Raw genomic sequence first — 17,951 nt, forward strand, 5'->3', positions numbered from 1 at the left:
GCCTGCGCGGCCGTCGTACGGCGCAGCGCCTTCCTCGGCGCGGGCGGCTTCGACCCCGTCCTGCACTTCGGCGGCGATGAGTGCCAGGCGGGGGTGGGCGTCGAACAGGGCCGCTGCGGTGGCCAGGGCGCCCGGCTCCCACCACGAGTCGTCGTCGGCGAAGGCGACGTAGGGGGTGGGCAGGGCCGCGGCGGCGAGGTTGCGGCCGGTGGCACCGAGATTGCGGTCCAGGGCGTGCAGGGTCACCTGCGGGCAGCGGGAGGCGAGGGAGCGCACGGCGCGGGCGGTGCCGTCGGTGGAGGCGTTGTCGACGACGACGATGGGGGGCTGCTCGGGCAGGTCGAGGAGGTGGCCGAGGCTCCGCAGGAGGCTCTCCCGGCGGTTGCGGGTGATGACGGCGACGCCGGTGCGGGCGTGGCGGAGGGTCACGGGGTGCCCTCCGTGGCGGAGGGGGACCGCTGGGGCCGGCAGGTGGAGCCGAGGACCAGGGAGTGGGCGGGCGGACCGGCGGGCAGGCGGGTGACGGCGTCGAGGACTTCGTCCGCGGTGATGCGCAGCAGGCGCGGGTCCGGGCGCGTGCCGTGGGCGTCGCCGGGGCGGGCGCTCTCGCCGGGGCCCGGATGCCACAGGACGCGGTGGCGGGGAGAGGGCGGCGGTCCCCACAGGCGGGGGGCGACGGGACCGAAGAGGACGACGGAGCAGGTGTTCAGCGCGGTCGCGAGGTGGGCGATTCCGGTGTCGCCGCAGATGACGGCGCGCGCCTGGGCGACGAGGGCGGCCAGGGCCTGGAAGGGCAGGCCTTCGGTGCCGCCTCCCAGGACGCGGCCGGGGGGCAGTCCGGCGCTGCGGGCGATGCGGTGGGCGAGGGGGCCTTCCCCGGCTCCGGCGGTGAGGACGACGTGGTGGCCGTCGTGGTGCAGGGCGCGGGCGACGGTGGCGAAGCGGTCGGCGGGCCAGCGGCGGGCAGCGGCGTCCGCACCGGGGTGGAGGACGGTGGCTCCGGGGGCGGGTGACGCCGTGTCGGGCCGGGGCAGGTGCAGGTCACCGGGGTCGGCCGGGATGCCGTACCACCGCAGCAGGCGGCACCAGCGCAGGCGCTCGTGCTCGTCCTCGTGCCAGGGCGGCCCGGGCAGGTGGGGTGTGCCCGGGTGAGCGTAGGCGTAGAGCCGGGCCGGGCGGAGCGCTTCCAGGAGGAGGTGGCTGGGCGGCCCGTTGCCGTGGAGGTCGACCGCGACGTCGGGGGCGCGGCCGCTCCATGCCAGGGGCCCGGGCACGGCCCGGCCGGGCGCTTCGGCGGGCAGCAGGCGGTCGACGGTGCCGGTGGCCGCGGCGGCGGGGGCCAGGCCGGCCGGGGCGGCGAGGACGAGCGTGTGCCCCGGGTGGGCCCGGCGCAGGGCCCGCAAGGCCGGGACGGCCGTCAGCAGGTCGCCCAGGCCCAGGGCCCGCAGCACCAGCAGGTGCCGCGTCATGGCCCCACCCTGCCGGGGCTGTCCGCCGCCGCGCCGCGGGCCGCTTCGGCGGCCCGGCCTGCGGGTGCGGGTCCCTGGCAGGCCGATCCGGCGGCGGCCCGCTTCGTGGGCCCGCCGGCCTCTTCCGCTACGGGCAGGGGTTGGGGGCCGGTGGCGGCGTCGAAGGACTCGCACAGCAGGTGCAACGCCACCAGGTGGGCTTCCTGGACGGTGGCGGTCGTCTCGGCCTCGATGCACAGGGCTTCGTCCACCTGGGCGGCCAGGGGGTTGGGGCGCGGGCCGGTCATGGCCCATACGCGCAGCCCGGCGGCGCGTCCGGTGGTGGCCGCGGCGAGCAGGTTCGGGCTGCGTCCGGAAGTCGACATCAGCAGCAGCACGTCGCCGGGCCGGCCGTGGGCGGACACCTGGCGGGCGTAGAGCTCCTCGAAGCCGTAGTCGTTGCCGATGGCGGTGACGCTGGAGGTGTCGGCGTGCAGGGCGATGGCCGAGTAGGCGGGGCGTTCGGCGCGGTAGCGGCCGACGAGTTCGGCCGTGAGGTGCTGGGCCTGGGCGGCACTGCCGCCGTTGCCCGCGGCCAGCAGCCGGCCGCCGACGCGCAGGACGGCCGCCAGGTGGTCGCCCCAGCCGGCGATCTGGGCCAGGCCCTGGTGGCGGAAGCGGCCCAGGGCGTCCAGCAGGGACTGGCAGTGGGCGTGGGCGGCGTGCAGGGGCTCGGTCATGACGGTCCGGCCGGCCGGGCTGTGCGGTGGAACGGCGCCGCGTCGCGGTGCCGTTCGCCCGGTGGTGGCCGTTCCTCCCTTCGTGTCCTGCGGTCCTGCGGCCCCTCGTGCGCTCCGGGCGGTGCCGGGGCGGCGGGGCCGCGTGGGCGGGGTGCTGCTCAGGCGGCGTCCGGCCCGGAGGCTCGCGTGGCCGCTGCGGCGCCGGTGGTGAAATGGCGGCTCATCACGCCGCGGTAGACGTCCTCGGTGGCGGCGGCGACCCGGTCCCAGCCGTAGCGTTCCAGGACGCGGCGGCGGCCGGCGATGCCGCAGCCGGCCCGCCGGGCGGGGTCGGCGAGGAGGGCGGCGACGGCCTCGGCCAGCCGGGCCGGGTCGCCCGGGGGGACCAGGCACCCGGTGGCGGGATCGGCGACGGTGTCGAGCTGGCCGCCGACAGCGGTGGCCACGACGGGGACGCCGCACGCCATGGCTTCCAGCGGCACGATGCCGAAGGGCTCGTAGTCGGCCGGGCACAGCACCACGTCGGCGCTGCGCAGCAGGGGCAGGATGCGTTCGGGAGGGACACCGCCGGTGAAGCGCACCCGGTCGGCGACTCCTGTCTCCCGGGCGAGGGCGCGCAGGCGGCAGGCCTCGGGGTCCTCGTGGAGCCGGCCGGGCGGCGGGCCGCCGACGATGACGAGCTCGGTGTCCGGCAGTCCCCGCAGGGCTGCCACTGCCGTTCCCGCGCCTTTGCGTCTGACGAGGCGGCCCACCTGCACGAGGCGGTGAGGGTGACGGCCGCGCGGGGCGGCCGGGCCGTAGGGGCTGAAGCGCGCGGCGTCCACGCCGCAGGGGACGACGGCCGCGCGGCCGTCGGGGATGCCCATGGCGAGGAGCTCGCGCACTTCGTCGCGACAGGTGGCGATGATGCGCCGGCAGCCCCGGCCGACGGCCGTCTCCAGGGGGATGCGCCGGGGCGGGCTGGTGTCTTCCCGCGGCTGGTGGCGCTTCTTGACCGTGCCCAGGGCGTGGTAGGTGTGCACCAGCGGCAGGCCCAGGCGCCGGGTGGCGGCCAGGCCGGCGACTCCGGACATCCAGTAGTGGGAGTGGACGATGTCGGGCGGGTCGTCTTCCCACGCGTCGACGAGCAGGCGTGCGAACTCGTCCATGTAAGGAAGGAGTTCGTCCTTGGGCAGCGCGGCAGGCGGTCCGGCGGGGACGAGGCGTACTTCGACGCCGGGCGACAGGGTGGTCGCGGCGGGCTGTGCGGGGTCGTCGCGGCGGGTGTAGACGGCGACGCTGTGCCCGCGGGCGGCGAGGGCCTGGGCGAGGTGGGCGACGTGCACGTTCTGGCCGCCCGCGTCGACGCCGCCGAGCACCGCCAGCGGGCTGGCGTGTTCGGAGATCAGGGCGATCCGGTGAGGGTTGCCGTCCGGCGGGCGCAACGTGGCGCGGCGCGGAGGGCGGGGCCGGAGGCCGGGTCCGGCCGGGTGGGCGTTCGGGTGCCGGTGTGCTCCGGCGGGTACCGGTGGGGGCGTCATCGCGGGTCACCTCCTGGAGGAGCCGCTGCGGGGCGTGCGGGAGCCGGTCGTCCGGGCCGTACCGGCTCAGGGCCGGGTGGCGGGCACGGGCTCTGCCCTCGGCGGCTTCGTGCGGTGCGGCGAGGCGGCGATCACGGTGGTGCGGGCGGGGCCGGTGTCCGGCAGTCCGCAGCGTGTGGAGAGCCGGGCACGGAGGACGCCGGCGCGTACTCAGGAGCAAGCCGGGATCCGCTGCCGGGATCCGGTACGGGGGTTGCTGGAGGGACGGGAGGGAATATCACCCTCGCCGGGTAACCCGCCCGCGCCCGTCGAAACGGGAGAAAACAACCCCCTTCGAACACGCGCGCGAGGCGTGGAGCGCGGGCGCCGGCGTCGCAGGGCCCGGCCCGGCAGGCCCCGGTTTCAGGAAGTCCGCTGGTTGAAGCGGTGAGCCGCGCGGTCGTTGAGCCGGGTGAGCCGGTGGACGAGGCGGGGTCGGACCGAGCGGGCGGCCACGTTCCCCGGGACGTTGTGCTCAGGCGCCTCGCCGGCCCCGGGCAGCAACCGGGCGCCCAGGGTCAGGCAGCGGGTCACCGTCGCGGGGGCCATGCCGTGCAACCGCACCGCGGCCTTCGCCGCGGGGGTGAGTACCAGCTCGGGCCTGCGCTGTTCGGCCGCGCGCACGATCGCCCGCGCGGCCCTCTCGGCGTCCATCGACAGCACGGGGAGCCCGGCGGCGACGGCGAACCAGCTGTACTCCTTCGCCGGGCTTCCGCTGAACCGCGCGGCGGTGTGGGATCCCGTACGCATCAGGCCGGGGAAGACCGTCGTGACGCTGATGCCCTCCGCCGCCAGTTCGGCGCGCAGCCCTTCCGACAGCCCGGCCACGGCGAACTTCGCGCCGACGTAGGGCAGCAGGTGCGGGGCCGCGACCCGGCCGCCGATGGAGCTGACGGTCACGATCCGGCCGCCGCCCTTCTCCCGCATGCCGGGCAGCGCCTCCAGGACGAGCCGCAGCGGAGCGAAGTACATCGTCTCCATGGCCTGCCGGAAGTCGCTCTCCGCCATGGCGTCCAAGGGACCGACCTGGATGACGCCGGCGTTGTTGACCACGATGTCGGGGCCGCCGCCGAACGCGTCCCGGACCGCCGTGACGAGCCGCCGCGGCGCGTCCTCGTCCGTGAGGTCGCAGGCCACGGAACGTGCCTGTGCGCCCTCGTCGCGCAGCATGGCCTCCGCCCGGGACAGCTCCTCCGCGTCGCGGGCGCACAGCATCACCCGGCAGCCGCGGCGCCCGAGTTCGCGGGCGATCAGCAGGCCCAGCCCACGGGACGAGCCCGTGACGAGCGCCGACTGCCCGGCCATCCCGCCCGAACCGGCTCCGGCGGGACGGCCGGAACGTCCTGCTGCCGTCCGGTCATGAGATGTGCGGGTCATGGGGGCTCCTCCTCACACCGGTGCGGGCACCGGACATCGCACCGGTGCGGGCACCGGATCTCCACGTCACGCCGGCCGCCCGGGATCCTTTCCCGGGGTGCCGCCTCAGGGGGTCAGCAGCACCTTGACCATGCCGTCCTCCTTGGCCTGGAAGGTCTTGTACGCCTGCGGCCCCTCCTCCAGCGGCAGGGTGTGCGTCGCGAAGCCCTCCACCCCCAGCGGGTCCTCGTCGTTCAGCAGCGGAAGGATCGCGTCCGACCAGCGGCGGACGTTGGCCTGGCCCATCCGCAGCTGTACCTGCTTGTCGAACATGGTCATCAGCGGCATCGGGTCGGCCATTCCTCCGTAGACACCGGCGACGGAGATCGTCCCGCCCCGGCGGACCATCTCGATGGCGGAGTACAGGGCGGCCAGGCGGTCCACGCCCACGCGCTCCATCAGCCTCTCCGCCAAGGCGTCGGGCAGCATGCCGACGAACTGGTGGGCCGCCTTGGCCACGGGCGCGCCGTGCGCCTCCATGCCGACCGCCTCGATCACGGCGTCCGGCCCGCGGCCACCGGTCAGCTCGCGGACGGCTCCGGCGAGCTCCTTGCCGAGCTCGCCGACGTCCAGGACCGTCACTCCCCGGGCGCTCGCCCTCGCCAGCCGCTCCGGGACCAGGTCCACGCCGATGACCCGCTCCGCACCGCGGTGCAGGGCGATCCGGGCCGCCATGTCCCCGATCGGCCCCAGGCCGACGACCGCGACCGTGCCGCCCGGGGGCACGGCCGCGTACTCGACCGCCTGCCACGCGGTGGGCAGCACGTCGGAGAGGTAGACGAACCGCTCGTCGGGCGGGCCGTGCGGCACCTTGACCGGCAGGGTGTCGGCGAAGGGCACCCGCAGCAGCTCCGCCTGCCCGCCGGGCACCTGTCCGTACATCTTGCTGTAGCCGAACAACGCCGCGCCCTTGCCGTAGGCGCGCACCTGCGTGGTCTCGCACTGCGACTGCAGTCCCTGCCCGCACATGAAACAGCTGCCGCAGGAGACGTTGAACGGGACGACGACCCGGTCACCGGGGGCGAGCGAGGTCACCTCGCGCCCCGCCTCCTCGACGACGCCCATCGGCTCGTGCCCGAGGATGTCACCCGGATCGAGGTACGGGCCGAGCAGCTCGTAGAGGTGCAGATCGGATCCGCAGATTCCGGTGGACGTGATCCGTACGATCACGTCCGTGGGCTCTTCGAGGCGCGGGTCGGGCACGGTCTCCACCCGGACGTCCCGCCGTCCCTGCCAGGTCAACGCACGCATGCGCACTCCTCATCCGCCGGAGGCCTGTGCGGGGCATCCGGCGCCTCGTGTACGGCTCCCCCGGCACGGCGCCCGGGCGGGCGCGCGCCCTCGGTGCGGGCGGACTCCGCGGCGGCGCCCTCGTCCGTATCAGTAGCGCCACAGCACCCCCACCCCCTCCTGCAGGGTCAGCGAGGCCCTGGGGACGACGACCAGCTCGGCTCCCGTCCCCATCGCGGACCACAGCAGGGCGTCCTCCGCGGCTTCTTCCCGGACCTCGGGTACCCGGAAGGCGCGCAGTTCATCGGCCGACAGCGCGATCTGCGTGGGCTCGTAGCCGACGCAGACGCGTGCGGACAGGCTTGGGGCGTCGTTGACGAGCAGTGCTTCGGCCCGCCCGCCCTGCAAGGCCGCGACGACGGAAGGCATGCCCTCCGAGCCGGTGGGCTGCCGTGCGCGCTGCGCCTGGTACCGGTCGAACAGGCCGCTGTCGGCGCTGCTCATGCGCCCGGCGAGGATCCCTGCCAGCTGCTCTTCGAGCAGCGCTCTGCCCGGTCCGGCCCGGGCGGGCGCCTCGCTCCCCGCATCGTCGTCGGGGAGGGTGGTCAGGCGGTCGCGCACGCGCCGCGGAAGGCGGTTGACCAGTACTCCTCGTGCCCACTCGTCGCCGCCGGCGACCCGCAGCACGATCACGTCGGCCTCGCCGCGGCCGGCCATGTCCGTCAGGAGGGCTGCGATGCGCGGCACCTCGTCCTGCCAGGCGCCGGACGCGAACCGGTGGACCTCCGAGGCGCCCGGGACGACCCTGCTCATGGGCCAGCGCCCGCTTTCCACCTCCACGGACACGTCCTCCGGCGCGCCGGTGTCCCGGGAGGCGGGGCGCTCGATCGCGACGGCCGCGTAGGGGATGTCCGGTGCGTGCCGCACGGCCAGGGGCAGGGCGTGCGGGAGCGGCCCGAAGTGTGCCGCGTCGCGCTCCGGGGGGTCGGGCAGCTCGGCGACGAGGACCAGGCGGCCGCGTGCGGCGAACAGTGCTTGTCCGTGCCGTCCCGCGATTTCGCGGTCGGCACCCACGACGTCCGCGAGCGCGTCGAGGGTCTCGTCGTCGGCTCCGGCGGCGGCGAGGTGGTCGCGCAGATGCCGCCATCGCAGGGCGACGGCCTTGTCCGCGTCACCGGTACCGGCGTCCCGGGAGGTGTCCAGGTAGGCGCTGGCCCACGGCCCCGGCTGCTCGTAGAGCCGGTTGAGGAACGACAGCTGCACAGCTCTCTCCGTTCGTGGTCAGGCCCGAACGGCCACCACCGTGCTGCCTGAACGCGACGTCGCCGTGCCCGTCAGCGGCCCAGCGCCCGCTTCAGCTCGTCTTTGTTCATCTGCGAGCGGCCTTCGATGTTCTTCTGCTTCGCCTCGTTGTAGAGCTGTTCCTTGGTCGGCCCCTGCGCACCGGAGTGCGAGCGCTGACCGCCGCGCTTGGACGAGGACATGTCCCGCGTCGAGGAGCGGCTGGCCGTCTTGGACTCGCCCGCCCGGGCCCGCTCCTTGTTGACCGTGCGAGCCGCGATCTCCTCCGCCCGCTTCTTGCTCTCCCCGCGCTCGCGCGCACTGTCCTTGATGTGCTCGTACTGCCGCTCGCGCTTGGCGCTGGAACCCCTGGGCATCTGCTGCTCCTTCTCATGGAAGTCATGCAGGCTTGTCGTTCTGCATGTGCCCACGGTGGCACCTGCGATGCCAGGGCGCACAGCAGGAGCCACCGATCGAGGCGCCGGCCGGTACGGGGCGACGGGATTCCCGGCCCGGTGGGAGGACGGGCCGCGTCAACGGCGGGGCGGCCGGAGCAGCTGGATCAGATCCCAGCGGTTTCCGTACAGGTCCCGGAAGACGGCCACCGTGCCGTAGGGCTCGCGCCGGGGCGCCTCTTCGAATACGACCCCGGCGGCGCGCATCCGCTCGTAGTCGCGCTCGAAGGCGTCCGTGTTCAGGAACCAGCCGACCCGGCCGCCGGTCTGGTCGCCGACCCGGTTCTGCTGGTCCCCCGTCACGGCCCTGGCGAGGAGTACCGCCGTCTCGCGCGCTCCGGGCGGAGCCATCACCACCCACCGCTTGCCGCTGCCGAGCGGGGTGTCTTCCAGGAGTTCGAAGCCGACGGCGTCGCGGTAGAAGGCGATGGCTTCGTCGTAGTCACGCACGACGACGGTCACCAGTCCGAGATGAGGCATCCGCCGATCCTGCCCGTCGGCCGGTGGGCCGCGCCACTGCTGCTCGTGGCGGCTCTCTGCCCTGCCCGCCGGCCACGGGCTCGCGAGGCGGCTAGCGGCCCGCGGCCGGCGAGCGGCCGGGCAGGACGCACTCGATCTGGTAGTCACCGGTCTCGTCGTCCACCGTGACCCCGTGGGTCTCGCTGCGGAAGCCGGGAAAGGCGCGGTCGAAGGACTCCAGCGCGCGCAGGTAGCGCAGGAGCGGACCGTCGTCGGGGCCGACGGACTCGCCGGGCATCAGGACCGGGATGCCCGGCGGCGTCACCGTGATCATCGCGGCGGCCGTGCGCCCCGCGGCGTCGGCGATCCGGATGCGCTCGGTGCCGGAGCGGATCAGCTGCTGGTAGCACCACTGCGGCGGGGCGACGGGCTCGGGGAGCTCCTGGAAGGCCCGGTCCAGGAGCGTGACGAGGCCGGCCCCGCGCAGGTGGTCGTGCATGGCGGCGCACAGCTCGCGCAGGCTCGTGCCGGCGTAACGGCGGGGGTGCGCGGCGACGATGCCCGGCAGGACGTGGTCGAGGAGGGCTCCGTCGTCGTGGAGCGCCTTGAAGTCCATCAGGGCGTCCAGCAGCGTGCCCCACTTGCCCTTGGTGATGCCCATGGAGAACAGGACGAGTGTGGTGTAGGTGTCGGTCTTCTCCACGACGATGTTGCGGCCGGCCAGGTAGGCCGTCAGGATCCGCGCGGGGATGCCGTGGTCGGCCCAGGTGCCGGTGGCGTCGATGCCCGGGCAGGTGAGGGTCACCTTGACCGGGTCGAGCATGCAGTAGCCCGTGGTGAGGCCGGGCAGGCCGTGCCAGGCGGCGCCGGGCTCCAGGTGCCAGCAGGAGGGCCGGGAGCGCAGCAGGTCCAGCGGGGCGTCGGCGAACGCGTGCCGCTTGCCGGTCTCGGGGTCGGTGACCGTGTCGGGCTGCCACACGCCGAAGAACCACGGGGGCCGGTCCCCGGCCGCGGCGACGCGCCGCCCGGTGCGGGTGACGGCCTGGCGGAAGCGGATCGCCTCGGTGACCGCCTCCTCGACGAGCCACCGGCCCTGCGGCCCGTCCATCATGCCGGTGGCCACGTCGAGCGAGGCCAGGGCGGGGTACAGCGGCGACGTGGTCCCGTGCATCATGAACGCTTCGTTGAACCGGTCGTGCTCCACCGGCGCCCGCGGGGCCGGCTTCACGTGGACCATCGCGGTCTGGCTGAGCGCGGCCAGGAGCTTGTGCGTGGACTGGGTGGCGAAGACGGTGGGCCTCTCCGGCCCCGGAAGCGTGTCCGGCCCGACGGACATGCCGTAGCGGCCCTCGTAGAGCGGGTGGAAGCGGGCGTACGCGAACCAGGCCTCGTCGAAGTGCACCCGCGGCGAGCAGGCCGCCAGGCTGCGGGCGACCTCGACGGCGTCGTAGCACAGCCCGTCGTAGGTGGAGTTGGTGACGATCGCGTACTGCGGCTGGAGCGACACGGCGTCGCGGGCCAGGGGGTTGCCGGCGATCCGGTCGCGCACGGCCGCGGCCTCCGTCCCGGCGGGCGGCAGCGGACCGGCGAGCCCGTAGCCGTTGCGGGTCGGGATCAGGTAGACGGGCCGGGCCCCGGAGAGCACCAGGCCGTGCAGGACGGACTTGTGGCAGTTGCGGTCCACGAGGGCGATCTCGTCGCGGGAGACGCAGAAGTGCCCCACCATGCGGTCGGCGGTGGAGTTGCCGTGCAGCACGAAGTACGTGCGGTCCGCGCCGAAGACGCGTGCGGCATTGCGCTCCGCCTCGCCGATCGGGCCGGTGTGCTCGAACAGCGACCCCAGCTCCTCGACCGAGATCGACAGGTCGCTGCGCAGCAGCTGCTCCCCGTAGTGGTCGAAGAAGGCCCGGCCCACGGGCGACTTGAGGAAGGCGACGCCGCCGGCGTGGGCGGGCGTGTGCCACGAGTACTCGTGGGCGTCGTCGAAGCGGCGCAGCGCCTTGAAGAACGGCGGGAGCACGGCCTCGCGGTAGGCGCGCGCCGCCGAGGCGATCCGGCCGGCGATGAAGGCCGGGGTGTCCTCCAGGGGCCACACGTAGCCGACGACCGTCTCGGCGACCCACAGGGGAAGCCGTTCGAGGTCCTGGTCGGCGTCCTCCTCCATGATGAGGAGGACGGGGAGGTCCTTGAAGCGGCGGCCGATCCGGCGGAGCACGGCGGCACCGCCGGGCTCGTCGTGGCCGGGCTCGTCGCCGGGCCCGCCACCGCGGTACGGGCCCGGCGGGAGGTCCCACGCCACGACGGCGGCCGCGAGGCCCGCCTCGGTCCGGAGTACGGCACGGGCCTCGGGTTCGGTGGCGGCCCAGCGCACCTCCAGCCCCTGGGCCTCGGTCTCCCGCCCGATCCGGCGCAGCTGGCCGCCGTGCGCCCCTTCTCCCGGATGCTCCCCCACCGCGAACAGAACCGTCCCGCCGGCCATTCCGCCCCCTCACCGCAACGCCCTTGGCACGTACGGCAGTTGCCGCACACCAGGTACGAGTCCCGCCAGTGTGACGGCGCGCCGGGGGCGGCCCGCCGGGCGCGGGAGCAAACCACCCGTCGGAGGGGCGCCCGCGGGACGGAAGCTGCGCCCGGGGCTGCGCTGCCTCACGGGAGCGAGCGCGCGGCGGGCGCCCTCGCCGGGCCCCTCCTGGCCCGGCTAGCGGGTGCGGGCTGGTCCGGGCGGCGCAAAAAATACTCCGGACGACGATGTCGAGAACCCGTGACCGGCTCCGTCCCCAGGGTGAACGTGACCACAATGGGTCGCACCAGCACCGAGGAGACACATCATGGCCAAGTACTTGCTGCTCAAGCACTACCGCGGCGCCCCGGCCCCGGTGAACGACGTGCCGATGGACCAGTGGACGCCCGAGGAGATCTCGGCGCACATGCAGTACATGAACGACTTCGCGGCCCGGCTGGAGAAGAGCGGGGAGTTCGTCGACGGCCAGGCGCTCGCCCCCGAGGGGACGTGGGTGCGCTACGACGGCGAAGGACGGCCGCCGGTCACCGACGGGCCGTTCGCCGAGACCAAGGACCTCATCGCCGGCTGGATGGTGATCGACGTCGACAGCTACGAGCGCGCCGTCGAGCTGGCCGGGGAGCTGTCGGCCGCTCCCGGGGCGGGCGGCAGGCCGATCCACGAGTGGCTGGAGCTGCGCCCGTTCCTGGCCTGCCCGCCCACCATCACGGAGTGACCACGCCGGTGGACGAGGCCCTGCTCCGGAGCCTCACGCCGGGCGTGATCGGAATCCTCGTCCGCCGCGGAGCCGGTTTCGCGGCGGCCGAGGACGCCGTGCAGGACGCTCTCGTCGAGGCCCTGCGCGTCTGGCCGGCCGACCCGCCGAGGGACCCGAAGGGCTGGCTGGTCACCGTGGCCTGGCGCCGGTTCCTCGACGCGGCCCGGGCGGACGCGTCCCGCCGCCGGCGCGAAGACCTGGCCGGCGAGGAGCCGGCGCCCGGGCCCGCGCCCGGCGTGGACGACACCCTCCAGCTCTACTTCCTGTGCGCCCACCCGTCGCTGACCCCGTCGTCGGCGGTCGCGCTCACCCTGCGCGCCGTCGGCGGGCTCACCACCCGCCAGATCGCGCAGGCCTACCTCGTGCCCGAGGCGACCATGGCGCAGAGGATCAGCCGGGCCAAGCGCACCGTGTCCGGTGTGCGGCTCGACCGGCCCGGCGACGTCGCCACCGTGCTGCGCGTCCTCTACCTGGTCTTCAACGAGGGTTACTCCGGCGACGTCGATCTCGCCGCCGAGGCCATCCGGCTCACCCGGCAGCTCGCGGCGGCGATCGACCACCCCGAGGTGGCGGGGCTGCTCGCCCTGATGCTGCTGCACCACGCCCGGCGCGCCTCGCGGACCGCGCCCGACGGCAGCCTGGTGCCGCTCGCCGAGCAGGACCGCAGCCGGTGGGACACCGGGCTGATCGCCGAGGGCGTGGGGATCCTGCAGACGGCCCTCGCCCGCGACCGGCTGGGCGAGTTCCAGGCCCAGGCCGCCATCGCGGCGCTGCACGCCGACGCGCCCACCGCCGGGGAGACCGACTGGCCGCAGATCGTCGAGTGGTACGACGAGCTCGCGCGCCTGACCGACAGCCCCGTCGTCCGGCTCAACCGCGCCGTGGCCGTCGGCGAGGCCGACGGGCCGCGCGCCGGGCTGGCGGCACTCGCGGCGCTGGACGACTCGCTGCCCCGGCACGCCGCGGCGGCCGCGTACCTCCACGAGCGCGCCGGCGACCCGGCGACGGCGGCACGGCTGTACGCCGAGGCGGCCCGCAAGGCGACCAACCTGGCCGAGCGCGATTACCTGACACGCCAGGCCGCCCGGCTCAACGCCCGCCGGCGTCACTGACGGGTGCGGGCGTTCCCGGGCCGCGCGTTCCCGCGCCGGGCGTTCCCGGGCCGGCCGGTTAGCTGCGCAGGAAGCCGTCCCCGTGGGTGGCAATGTGGGCTTCCAGGGCGCTGAGTGCCTGCTCGGTGGCGTCCGCCGTGCCCGATCCGCGCTTTTCCGCGTAGTAGGCCGCGCCGAGCTTCTTGAGCAGCTCACCCCCGGCCCGCTGTGCCTGCACTTCATCCACCTTCTGCTTGCCCTGGGCGAGGGCGTCCTGGGCCTGCTGCTTGGCCCGGTCGAGGAAACCAGCCATGTCAACCTCCTTGATGGGTGTTCAAGTGGTTACCCCGCACCCGGCTGGACATGATTCGAACGCGGGCTGGCTTTCCCGGTTCGGTGGCCCGGGGCGACGCATGCGCGCCGTGCCCGGCGATTCGCATACCGGCTGTTACCGTCGGAGAGTGGATCAATCAGTACGCCGGGCTCCACAGAGGTGGAGGCGTGGTTTCGTCCTGGTGGTCAGCACGGCCGCCACCGCGCTTCTCCTCACGGGCTGCTCCTCGGACGACGAAAAGAAGACCCCGGACTCTCCGGACGGCACGGCCACGAACGCCACCGACACCGCGCAGCCGACCAACAGAGAAAACGGCGGTGATTTCGGTACGGCCGGGCGGTTGTCCGGTAATTTCTCGGGGCAGTGGCCGGAGCTCGTCAGACTGGACCTGGCCAACCCGTCGGAAACGGAGTCCTACACCGGCACGGTGACCGTCAGGGACTGCAGTTCCGGAGCGGGTCGCTCGTCCTTCCAGCCGCCGTCCAAATCCGTGACGGTGGGCCCCAACACCACCCTCGACCAGCCCGTGAGCGTCAGCTTCTCCTTCCCCCAGGAAGCCAAGCCGCTGAGGCCGACGCATACCGTGTGTGCGCGCCTCACGGGCCGTTCCAGCGAGATGACCGGCGTGATCGAGGACAATCGCTTCACCCCGCCACCCGAGCCGGAGCCGAATACCACCACATCAACGCCTCCCGCACCGGTCACACCCTCACCCCATACGGCCCCCGCACCCGGGCCGCAGACCTGATACTGCCCGGAGCGAGCTGCTGCGAGGTGCGCCGTGGAGGAAGAGCGTACGAGCCGCCCGGCCTGGGGCGCCTGGCTCAAGACCATCGCCGGGTTCGTGGCGCCCACCACGGTCCTCACCGGCCTGCTCCTGTTCTTCGGCTTCGCCTACACCGACGCCCTGTACGAATACTTCGGCATCGACGCCGCCACCCTGGGCTTCTCCACCCAGGACTATCTGCTGCGCAGCGCGGGCGCCCTGTACATGCCCGTGGGCATCACCCTCGCCATCGGGCTCCTCGGCGCACTCGGCTATCTGTGCATCACCTCCCTCGCTGTCTCCCGGCCCGCCCTCGCACCGCTCCTGACCCGGGCCGCCATGGCTCTGATGGCTGCCGGATTCCTCCTCTTCGCCCTCGGCATGCTCGGTGGATTCGCCGTCTGGCGCGCCGGCGCACTGGACACCCCGCTGCTCCTCGGGGGCGGGCTGGTGCTGGTGCTCTACGGGAGGGTGCTGCAGATCAAGTGCACGGGCCGCCCCTACCCCTTCGCGCGCGAGACAACTGCCCTGGTCCTCATCGCGGCACTGATCGCGCTGTCCTCCTTCTGGGCCGTCAACGCGTACGCGCAGCAGCACGGCCGGAGCGACGCCCGGTATCTGGCTCGCAGACTGTGGCTCAGGCCGGAGATCGTCGTCGACACTGCCGAGCGCCTGTACTTCCGGCACACGAACGTGCAGGAGACCGTCTTGCCGGACGGCGGTCCGAAACAGCGCTTCAAGTTCCGTTACCACGGGCTGCGCCTGCTCGCGCAGTCCAACAGCCGCATGTTCGTCATTCCCGAGGGCTGGAACACCCGGCAGGGCAGCGTGATGATCCTTCCCGCGGACAGCAGCGTCCGCGTCGCATTCCGCCCGGGGTGACGACTGCGGCTGACCGGTCCCTCGCCGGAGCCCCCTCGCGCGATTTTGCGTTACCTTCACCTACGTATGGTCACGGACACATACGTACGGTGACGGACAGGAGTGGAGTCGCCATGTCGATGCTGGTGATCAGAGGCTCGTTCAAGGTGCCGGAGAAGGCCCAGCCGGACGGCGACACGATCCCCTTCTACCCCGACGACGTCGCCGACTGGAAACTCGTCCCGGGCCGCAAGAAGATCGTGCCCGAGCCGGACGGCCGTGCCGCCGTCCGGCTGGAAGGCATCGACGCGCTGGAGACGCACTACGGCCAGCAGCCGTCCGTTCAGCACCAGCCGCTGCGGCTCGCGCACGAGGCCGCGACCGAACTGCTGAAGTGGGTCGGGTTCACCAGCGTCGAGCGCCACGACGACGAGACCGTCACCACCGTCCCCGCCAGTGTGCCGGGCTTCATCCTCACCCGCGGAGCCGACGTCCACGGCCGGTGCGTCGCCTTCGTCGGCCGCCGCACGCCGCCGGTGTACAGCGGCTACGAGACCAGTGTGAGCGACAAGCTGCTGAAGAACACCGCCAACCGCCACCTGCTCTCGCTCGGCCTTGCCTACCCGACCTTCTACGCCGGCCTGCCCGGCCACCTGCGCGATGTCCTCAGCACGGCGGCCCAGGAGGCGAGGGCGGCCAAAGCGGGTGTGTGGGCCGACGGCGTCGACATGACCACGAAGGGTTTCGAGGTCACCGGCATGTCCTCGCTGACGGACGACGACCACGGGGCGGTCATCCTCCCGAAGCTGTTCCGGCGGCTCAAGGACTACCTGGAACTCAACCCCGCCGACCCGTCGGTGGCCTGCTTCCCCGCCTTCCTCGCCGGAGCGGCGGACGAGTTCCGCCTGGAGTCCGCCCCCGCGAAGTCCGTCACGGGCCTGCACCACGTCATCGAGGTCACCAACGGCCGCACCGTGCGGATGACCCACCAGCCGGAAGAGATCACCTTCATCGAGAAGTGACCTGACGGTGCCGCCGGGAGCGAGCCGGAAGCGGCTCACTGCCCGCCTTGCGCCCCGCCGGAGCCGTGGCTCCTGCCGGAGCCGGAACCTGACCCTTCAGCTGAACCTGAACCTGAACCGCTCAGGACGCCCTTGACGAACGCGGCCAGTTCCGCCCGCAACTGCTCGCGAGGCCTCTTCTGCCGCCCGGCCAAATGGTCGACGAGGTCGGCGCGGACGGCCGCGAGCAGGGCGTGCGCGGCGAAGTCACTGCCCTCGAACGCCGGGAGCTGTTCCAGCGCGCGGCGGAGCGTGTCGTGCCACCAGTCGTAGTGCTCGGCCTGGTACGGGCTGTCGGTTCCGGTTCCTTCCAGCGCCAGGGAGAGGTGCTGGTGGTCGAGCTTGAAGCAGAGGAGGGCGTCGAGCAGGGCGGGAACGCGCTCCATCGGCGCAGTGGCGGGCCCGAGGGGCCCCGGGCCCTCCGTGACGGCCCGGCGGACCGGTTCGAGCCGGGCCGCGTAGAGCGTACGGATCAGGCCCGTGCGGTCGGTGAAGCCGCGGAAGAGCGTCGCTTTGCCGACGCCGGCGGCAGCGGCGATGTCGGCCATGGTCACCTCCTCGGGCGTGTCGCAGGTGGCGAAGAGCCGGTCGGCGGCCGCAAGGACGGCCTCGCGGTTGCGTGCGGCGTCCGCGCGGGGCTTGCGTTCGGGCACGGGGTTCCCTCCGGTTGCGTAAACGGACCACGGGTCCGTATCTTTGCGCGACATAACCGGACCCCGGGTCCGTATCGTATCGGAGGGAAGCCCCGTGACCACGCCTGCTCAACCGGCGGACCTGTTCCGCCACAGCCTGCGGCTGTTACTCGACAAGAACATCCCGGCCCGCGACTACTGGAACCCGCTCGCCGTCCTCCAGGACGACGCGGCCGACTTCGCACGGAGCAGCCGATGACCACGCCCCTCACCACCCTCGTCCTCGGGGCCACCGGCACCACCGGCAGCCGACTGGTCCGGCGCCTCACCGCCCGCGGGCACCGGGTCAGGGCCGCGAGCCGGCGCCCCGCTCCTGTCCGCGGTGCGCACAGCGTCGGCTTCGACTGGTACGACCCCACGACGTACGAGACGGCCCTGAGCGGCGCCGACCGCGTCTATCTGGTCCCGCCGCCGGCCTCTCCCGACCCCGCCGAGGTCATGCTGCCCTTCCTGGAGCAGGCCCGCGCGTCCGGAGTGCGCCGCGCCGTCCTGCTCAGCTCATCGGCGATCCCCGCCGGAGGCCCGGCCGTCGGGCAGGTGCACGGGGCCCTGCCCTCGCTGTTCGAGGAGTGGGCGGTGCTGCGGCCGTCCTGGTTCATGCAGAACTTCACCGGCGACCACCTGCACGCCCGCAGCATCCGCGAGAAGGGGACGATCCTGAGTGCGACGGGCGAGGGGCGGGTGGGCTTCGTGGACGCCGACGACATCGCGGCCGTCGCCGAGCACGCTCTGACCGATGACCGGGCGCCCGGCAGCGACCTGGTCATCACCGGCCCGGAGGCGCTGAGTTACGGTGACGTGGCGGCCGTGCTCAGCGAGGTGACCGGACATACCGTCACCCACCGGCAGCTGACGTACGAGCAGATGAGCGACCACTTGGCCCTGACGATGCCTGCCGGGTTCGCCGCCCTGCTCGCCGGCATGGACCGCACGATCGCGGAAGGAGCCGAGGACCGCACCACCGACACCGTCCTCCGCCTCACCGGCCGCCGGCCGCGCAGCTTCCGCGCACACGCGGAACAAGTCTTTCATCACTCCAACGAGTGACAGATTGCGCCGAATGGACTGTTCATGAGGATTCCGGGGATTTCAGGGTCATGGTGCGGTTACCGCACCGCCCGGCTGGGTGGAAAGGGTGTTCCATGGACGAGCAAGAGCTGTACGAACCGCCGGTCATGGTGGAGGTCGGTGATTTCGCCGAGCTGACACGCGGTGAGGCCCTCGGGGCGTTCTACGAGGGCGGATTCCCTCCCTATGAGTGGTACCCGGGCCCCAGCTGA

20 protein-coding genes are annotated in these 17,951 nt (G+C 73.4%); 8 read left to right on the forward strand and 12 right to left on the reverse strand.

Annotated elements, in window-relative coordinates; all coding sequences use genetic code 11:
- The 10 genes from ACSNOH_RS14585 to ACSNOH_RS14630 all read right to left on the reverse strand — a co-directional run.
- Nucleotides 1–429 (reverse strand): glycosyltransferase family 2 protein (locus tag ACSNOH_RS14585; RefSeq protein WP_436721735.1); only part of this gene is annotated, 429 nt, incomplete at its 3' end.
- Complete coding sequence (locus ACSNOH_RS14590; protein ID WP_436721736.1) at nucleotides 426–1,469, reverse strand: glycosyltransferase family 9 protein; 1,044 nt, start codon at nucleotides 1,467–1,469, stop codon at nucleotides 426–428. The genes ACSNOH_RS14585 and ACSNOH_RS14590, both read right to left, overlap by 4 nt.
- Complete coding sequence (locus ACSNOH_RS14595) at nucleotides 1,466–2,188, reverse strand: D-sedoheptulose-7-phosphate isomerase (protein ID WP_436721737.1); 723 nt, start codon at nucleotides 2,186–2,188, stop codon at nucleotides 1,466–1,468. Before ACSNOH_RS14595 ends, ACSNOH_RS14590 begins: the two co-directional genes overlap by 4 nt.
- 158 nt (nucleotides 2,189–2,346) lie before the next feature.
- Nucleotides 2,347–3,708 (reverse strand): glycosyltransferase, encoded by a 1,362-nt coding sequence (locus ACSNOH_RS14600; RefSeq protein ID WP_436721738.1) that lies wholly within the window; start codon nucleotides 3,706–3,708, stop codon nucleotides 2,347–2,349.
- A 402-nt stretch (nucleotides 3,709–4,110) separates the two neighbouring features.
- Nucleotides 4,111–5,124, reverse strand: a complete 1,014-nt coding sequence (locus ACSNOH_RS14605; protein WP_436721739.1) for an SDR family NAD(P)-dependent oxidoreductase — start codon at nucleotides 5,122–5,124, stop codon at nucleotides 4,111–4,113.
- A gap of 105 nt (nucleotides 5,125–5,229) precedes the next feature.
- Nucleotides 5,230–6,414 carry a zinc-dependent alcohol dehydrogenase gene (locus tag ACSNOH_RS14610; protein ID WP_436721740.1) on the reverse strand — a complete coding sequence of 395 codons (1,185 nt, stop codon included), beginning with the start codon at nucleotides 6,412–6,414 and terminating at the stop codon, nucleotides 5,230–5,232.
- A 129-nt stretch (nucleotides 6,415–6,543) separates the two neighbouring features.
- Complete coding sequence (locus ACSNOH_RS14615; RefSeq protein WP_436721741.1) at nucleotides 6,544–7,656, reverse strand: hypothetical protein; 1,113 nt, start codon at nucleotides 7,654–7,656, stop codon at nucleotides 6,544–6,546.
- 71 nt (nucleotides 7,657–7,727) lie between these two features.
- Nucleotides 7,728–8,051, reverse strand: a complete 324-nt coding sequence (locus ACSNOH_RS14620) for a plasmid stabilization protein (RefSeq protein WP_436721742.1) — start codon at nucleotides 8,049–8,051, stop codon at nucleotides 7,728–7,730.
- A gap of 156 nt (nucleotides 8,052–8,207) precedes the next feature.
- Complete coding sequence (locus ACSNOH_RS14625; RefSeq protein WP_436721743.1) at nucleotides 8,208–8,609, reverse strand: VOC family protein; 402 nt, start codon at nucleotides 8,607–8,609, stop codon at nucleotides 8,208–8,210.
- Nucleotides 8,610–8,700: 91 nt separating this feature from the next.
- Complete coding sequence (locus tag ACSNOH_RS14630) at nucleotides 8,701–11,067, reverse strand: Orn/Lys/Arg decarboxylase N-terminal domain-containing protein (protein WP_436721744.1); 2,367 nt, start codon at nucleotides 11,065–11,067, stop codon at nucleotides 8,701–8,703.
- Between the two features lie 349 nt (nucleotides 11,068–11,416).
- Here ACSNOH_RS14630 and ACSNOH_RS14635 point away from each other — a divergent pair, with 349 nt between their 5' ends.
- Both ACSNOH_RS14635 and ACSNOH_RS14640 read left to right on the forward strand, forming a co-directional pair.
- On the forward strand, nucleotides 11,417–11,824 hold the full coding sequence (locus ACSNOH_RS14635) for a YciI family protein (protein ID WP_436721745.1): 408 nt from the start codon (nucleotides 11,417–11,419) through the stop codon (nucleotides 11,822–11,824).
- Complete coding sequence (locus ACSNOH_RS14640) at nucleotides 11,821–12,978, forward strand: RNA polymerase sigma factor (protein WP_436721746.1); 1,158 nt, start codon at nucleotides 11,821–11,823, stop codon at nucleotides 12,976–12,978. The genes ACSNOH_RS14635 and ACSNOH_RS14640 overlap by 4 nt, the downstream gene beginning before the upstream one ends.
- A gap of 58 nt (nucleotides 12,979–13,036) precedes the next feature.
- On the opposite strand, the gene ACSNOH_RS14645 is transcribed toward ACSNOH_RS14640, so the two are convergent.
- Entirely contained in the window at nucleotides 13,037–13,270 is a 234-nt protein-coding gene (locus ACSNOH_RS14645) for a hypothetical protein (RefSeq protein WP_436721747.1), read from the reverse strand.
- Nucleotides 13,271–13,472: 202 nt separating this feature from the next.
- On the opposite strand from ACSNOH_RS14645, the gene ACSNOH_RS14650 reads away from it, so the two are divergent.
- The 3 genes from ACSNOH_RS14650 (at nucleotide 13,473) to ACSNOH_RS14660 (ending at nucleotide 15,940) form a co-directional block, all read left to right on the forward strand.
- A complete protein-coding gene (locus ACSNOH_RS14650) occupies nucleotides 13,473–14,039 on the forward strand; it encodes a hypothetical protein (protein ID WP_436721748.1) in 567 nt (188 codons plus the stop codon).
- 33 nt (nucleotides 14,040–14,072) lie between these two features.
- Nucleotides 14,073–14,939 carry a hypothetical protein gene (locus ACSNOH_RS14655; RefSeq protein WP_436721749.1) on the forward strand — a complete coding sequence of 289 codons (867 nt, stop codon included), beginning with the start codon at nucleotides 14,073–14,075 and terminating at the stop codon, nucleotides 14,937–14,939.
- A 113-nt stretch (nucleotides 14,940–15,052) separates the two neighbouring features.
- Nucleotides 15,053–15,940, forward strand: a complete 888-nt coding sequence (locus tag ACSNOH_RS14660) for a nuclease (protein WP_436721750.1) — start codon at nucleotides 15,053–15,055, stop codon at nucleotides 15,938–15,940.
- 35 nt (nucleotides 15,941–15,975) lie between these two features.
- Here ACSNOH_RS14660 and ACSNOH_RS14665 read toward each other — a convergent pair whose 3' ends face one another.
- Nucleotides 15,976–16,632, reverse strand: a complete 657-nt coding sequence (locus ACSNOH_RS14665; protein ID WP_436721751.1) for a TetR/AcrR family transcriptional regulator — start codon at nucleotides 16,630–16,632, stop codon at nucleotides 15,976–15,978.
- A gap of 94 nt (nucleotides 16,633–16,726) precedes the next feature.
- Here ACSNOH_RS14665 and ACSNOH_RS14670 point away from each other — a divergent pair, with 94 nt between their 5' ends.
- The 3 genes from ACSNOH_RS14670 (at nucleotide 16,727) to ACSNOH_RS14680 (ending at nucleotide 17,951) form a co-directional block, all read left to right on the forward strand.
- Entirely contained in the window at nucleotides 16,727–16,870 is a 144-nt protein-coding gene (locus ACSNOH_RS14670; protein WP_436721752.1) for a hypothetical protein, read from the forward strand.
- Complete coding sequence (locus tag ACSNOH_RS14675; RefSeq protein ID WP_436721753.1) at nucleotides 16,867–17,718, forward strand: NAD(P)H-binding protein; 852 nt, start codon at nucleotides 16,867–16,869, stop codon at nucleotides 17,716–17,718. Before ACSNOH_RS14670 ends, ACSNOH_RS14675 begins: the two co-directional genes overlap by 4 nt.
- Nucleotides 17,719–17,813: 95 nt before the next feature.
- The gene (locus tag ACSNOH_RS14680) at nucleotides 17,814–17,951 is read left to right on the forward strand and encodes a lasso RiPP family leader peptide-containing protein (RefSeq protein WP_436721754.1); all 138 of its coding nucleotides are present in this window, start codon (nucleotides 17,814–17,816) and stop codon (nucleotides 17,949–17,951) included.

This window comes from Streptomyces sp. URMC 127 (assembly GCF_051386535.1).
Taxonomy (GTDB): Bacteria; Actinomycetota; Actinomycetes; order Streptomycetales; family Streptomycetaceae; genus Streptomyces.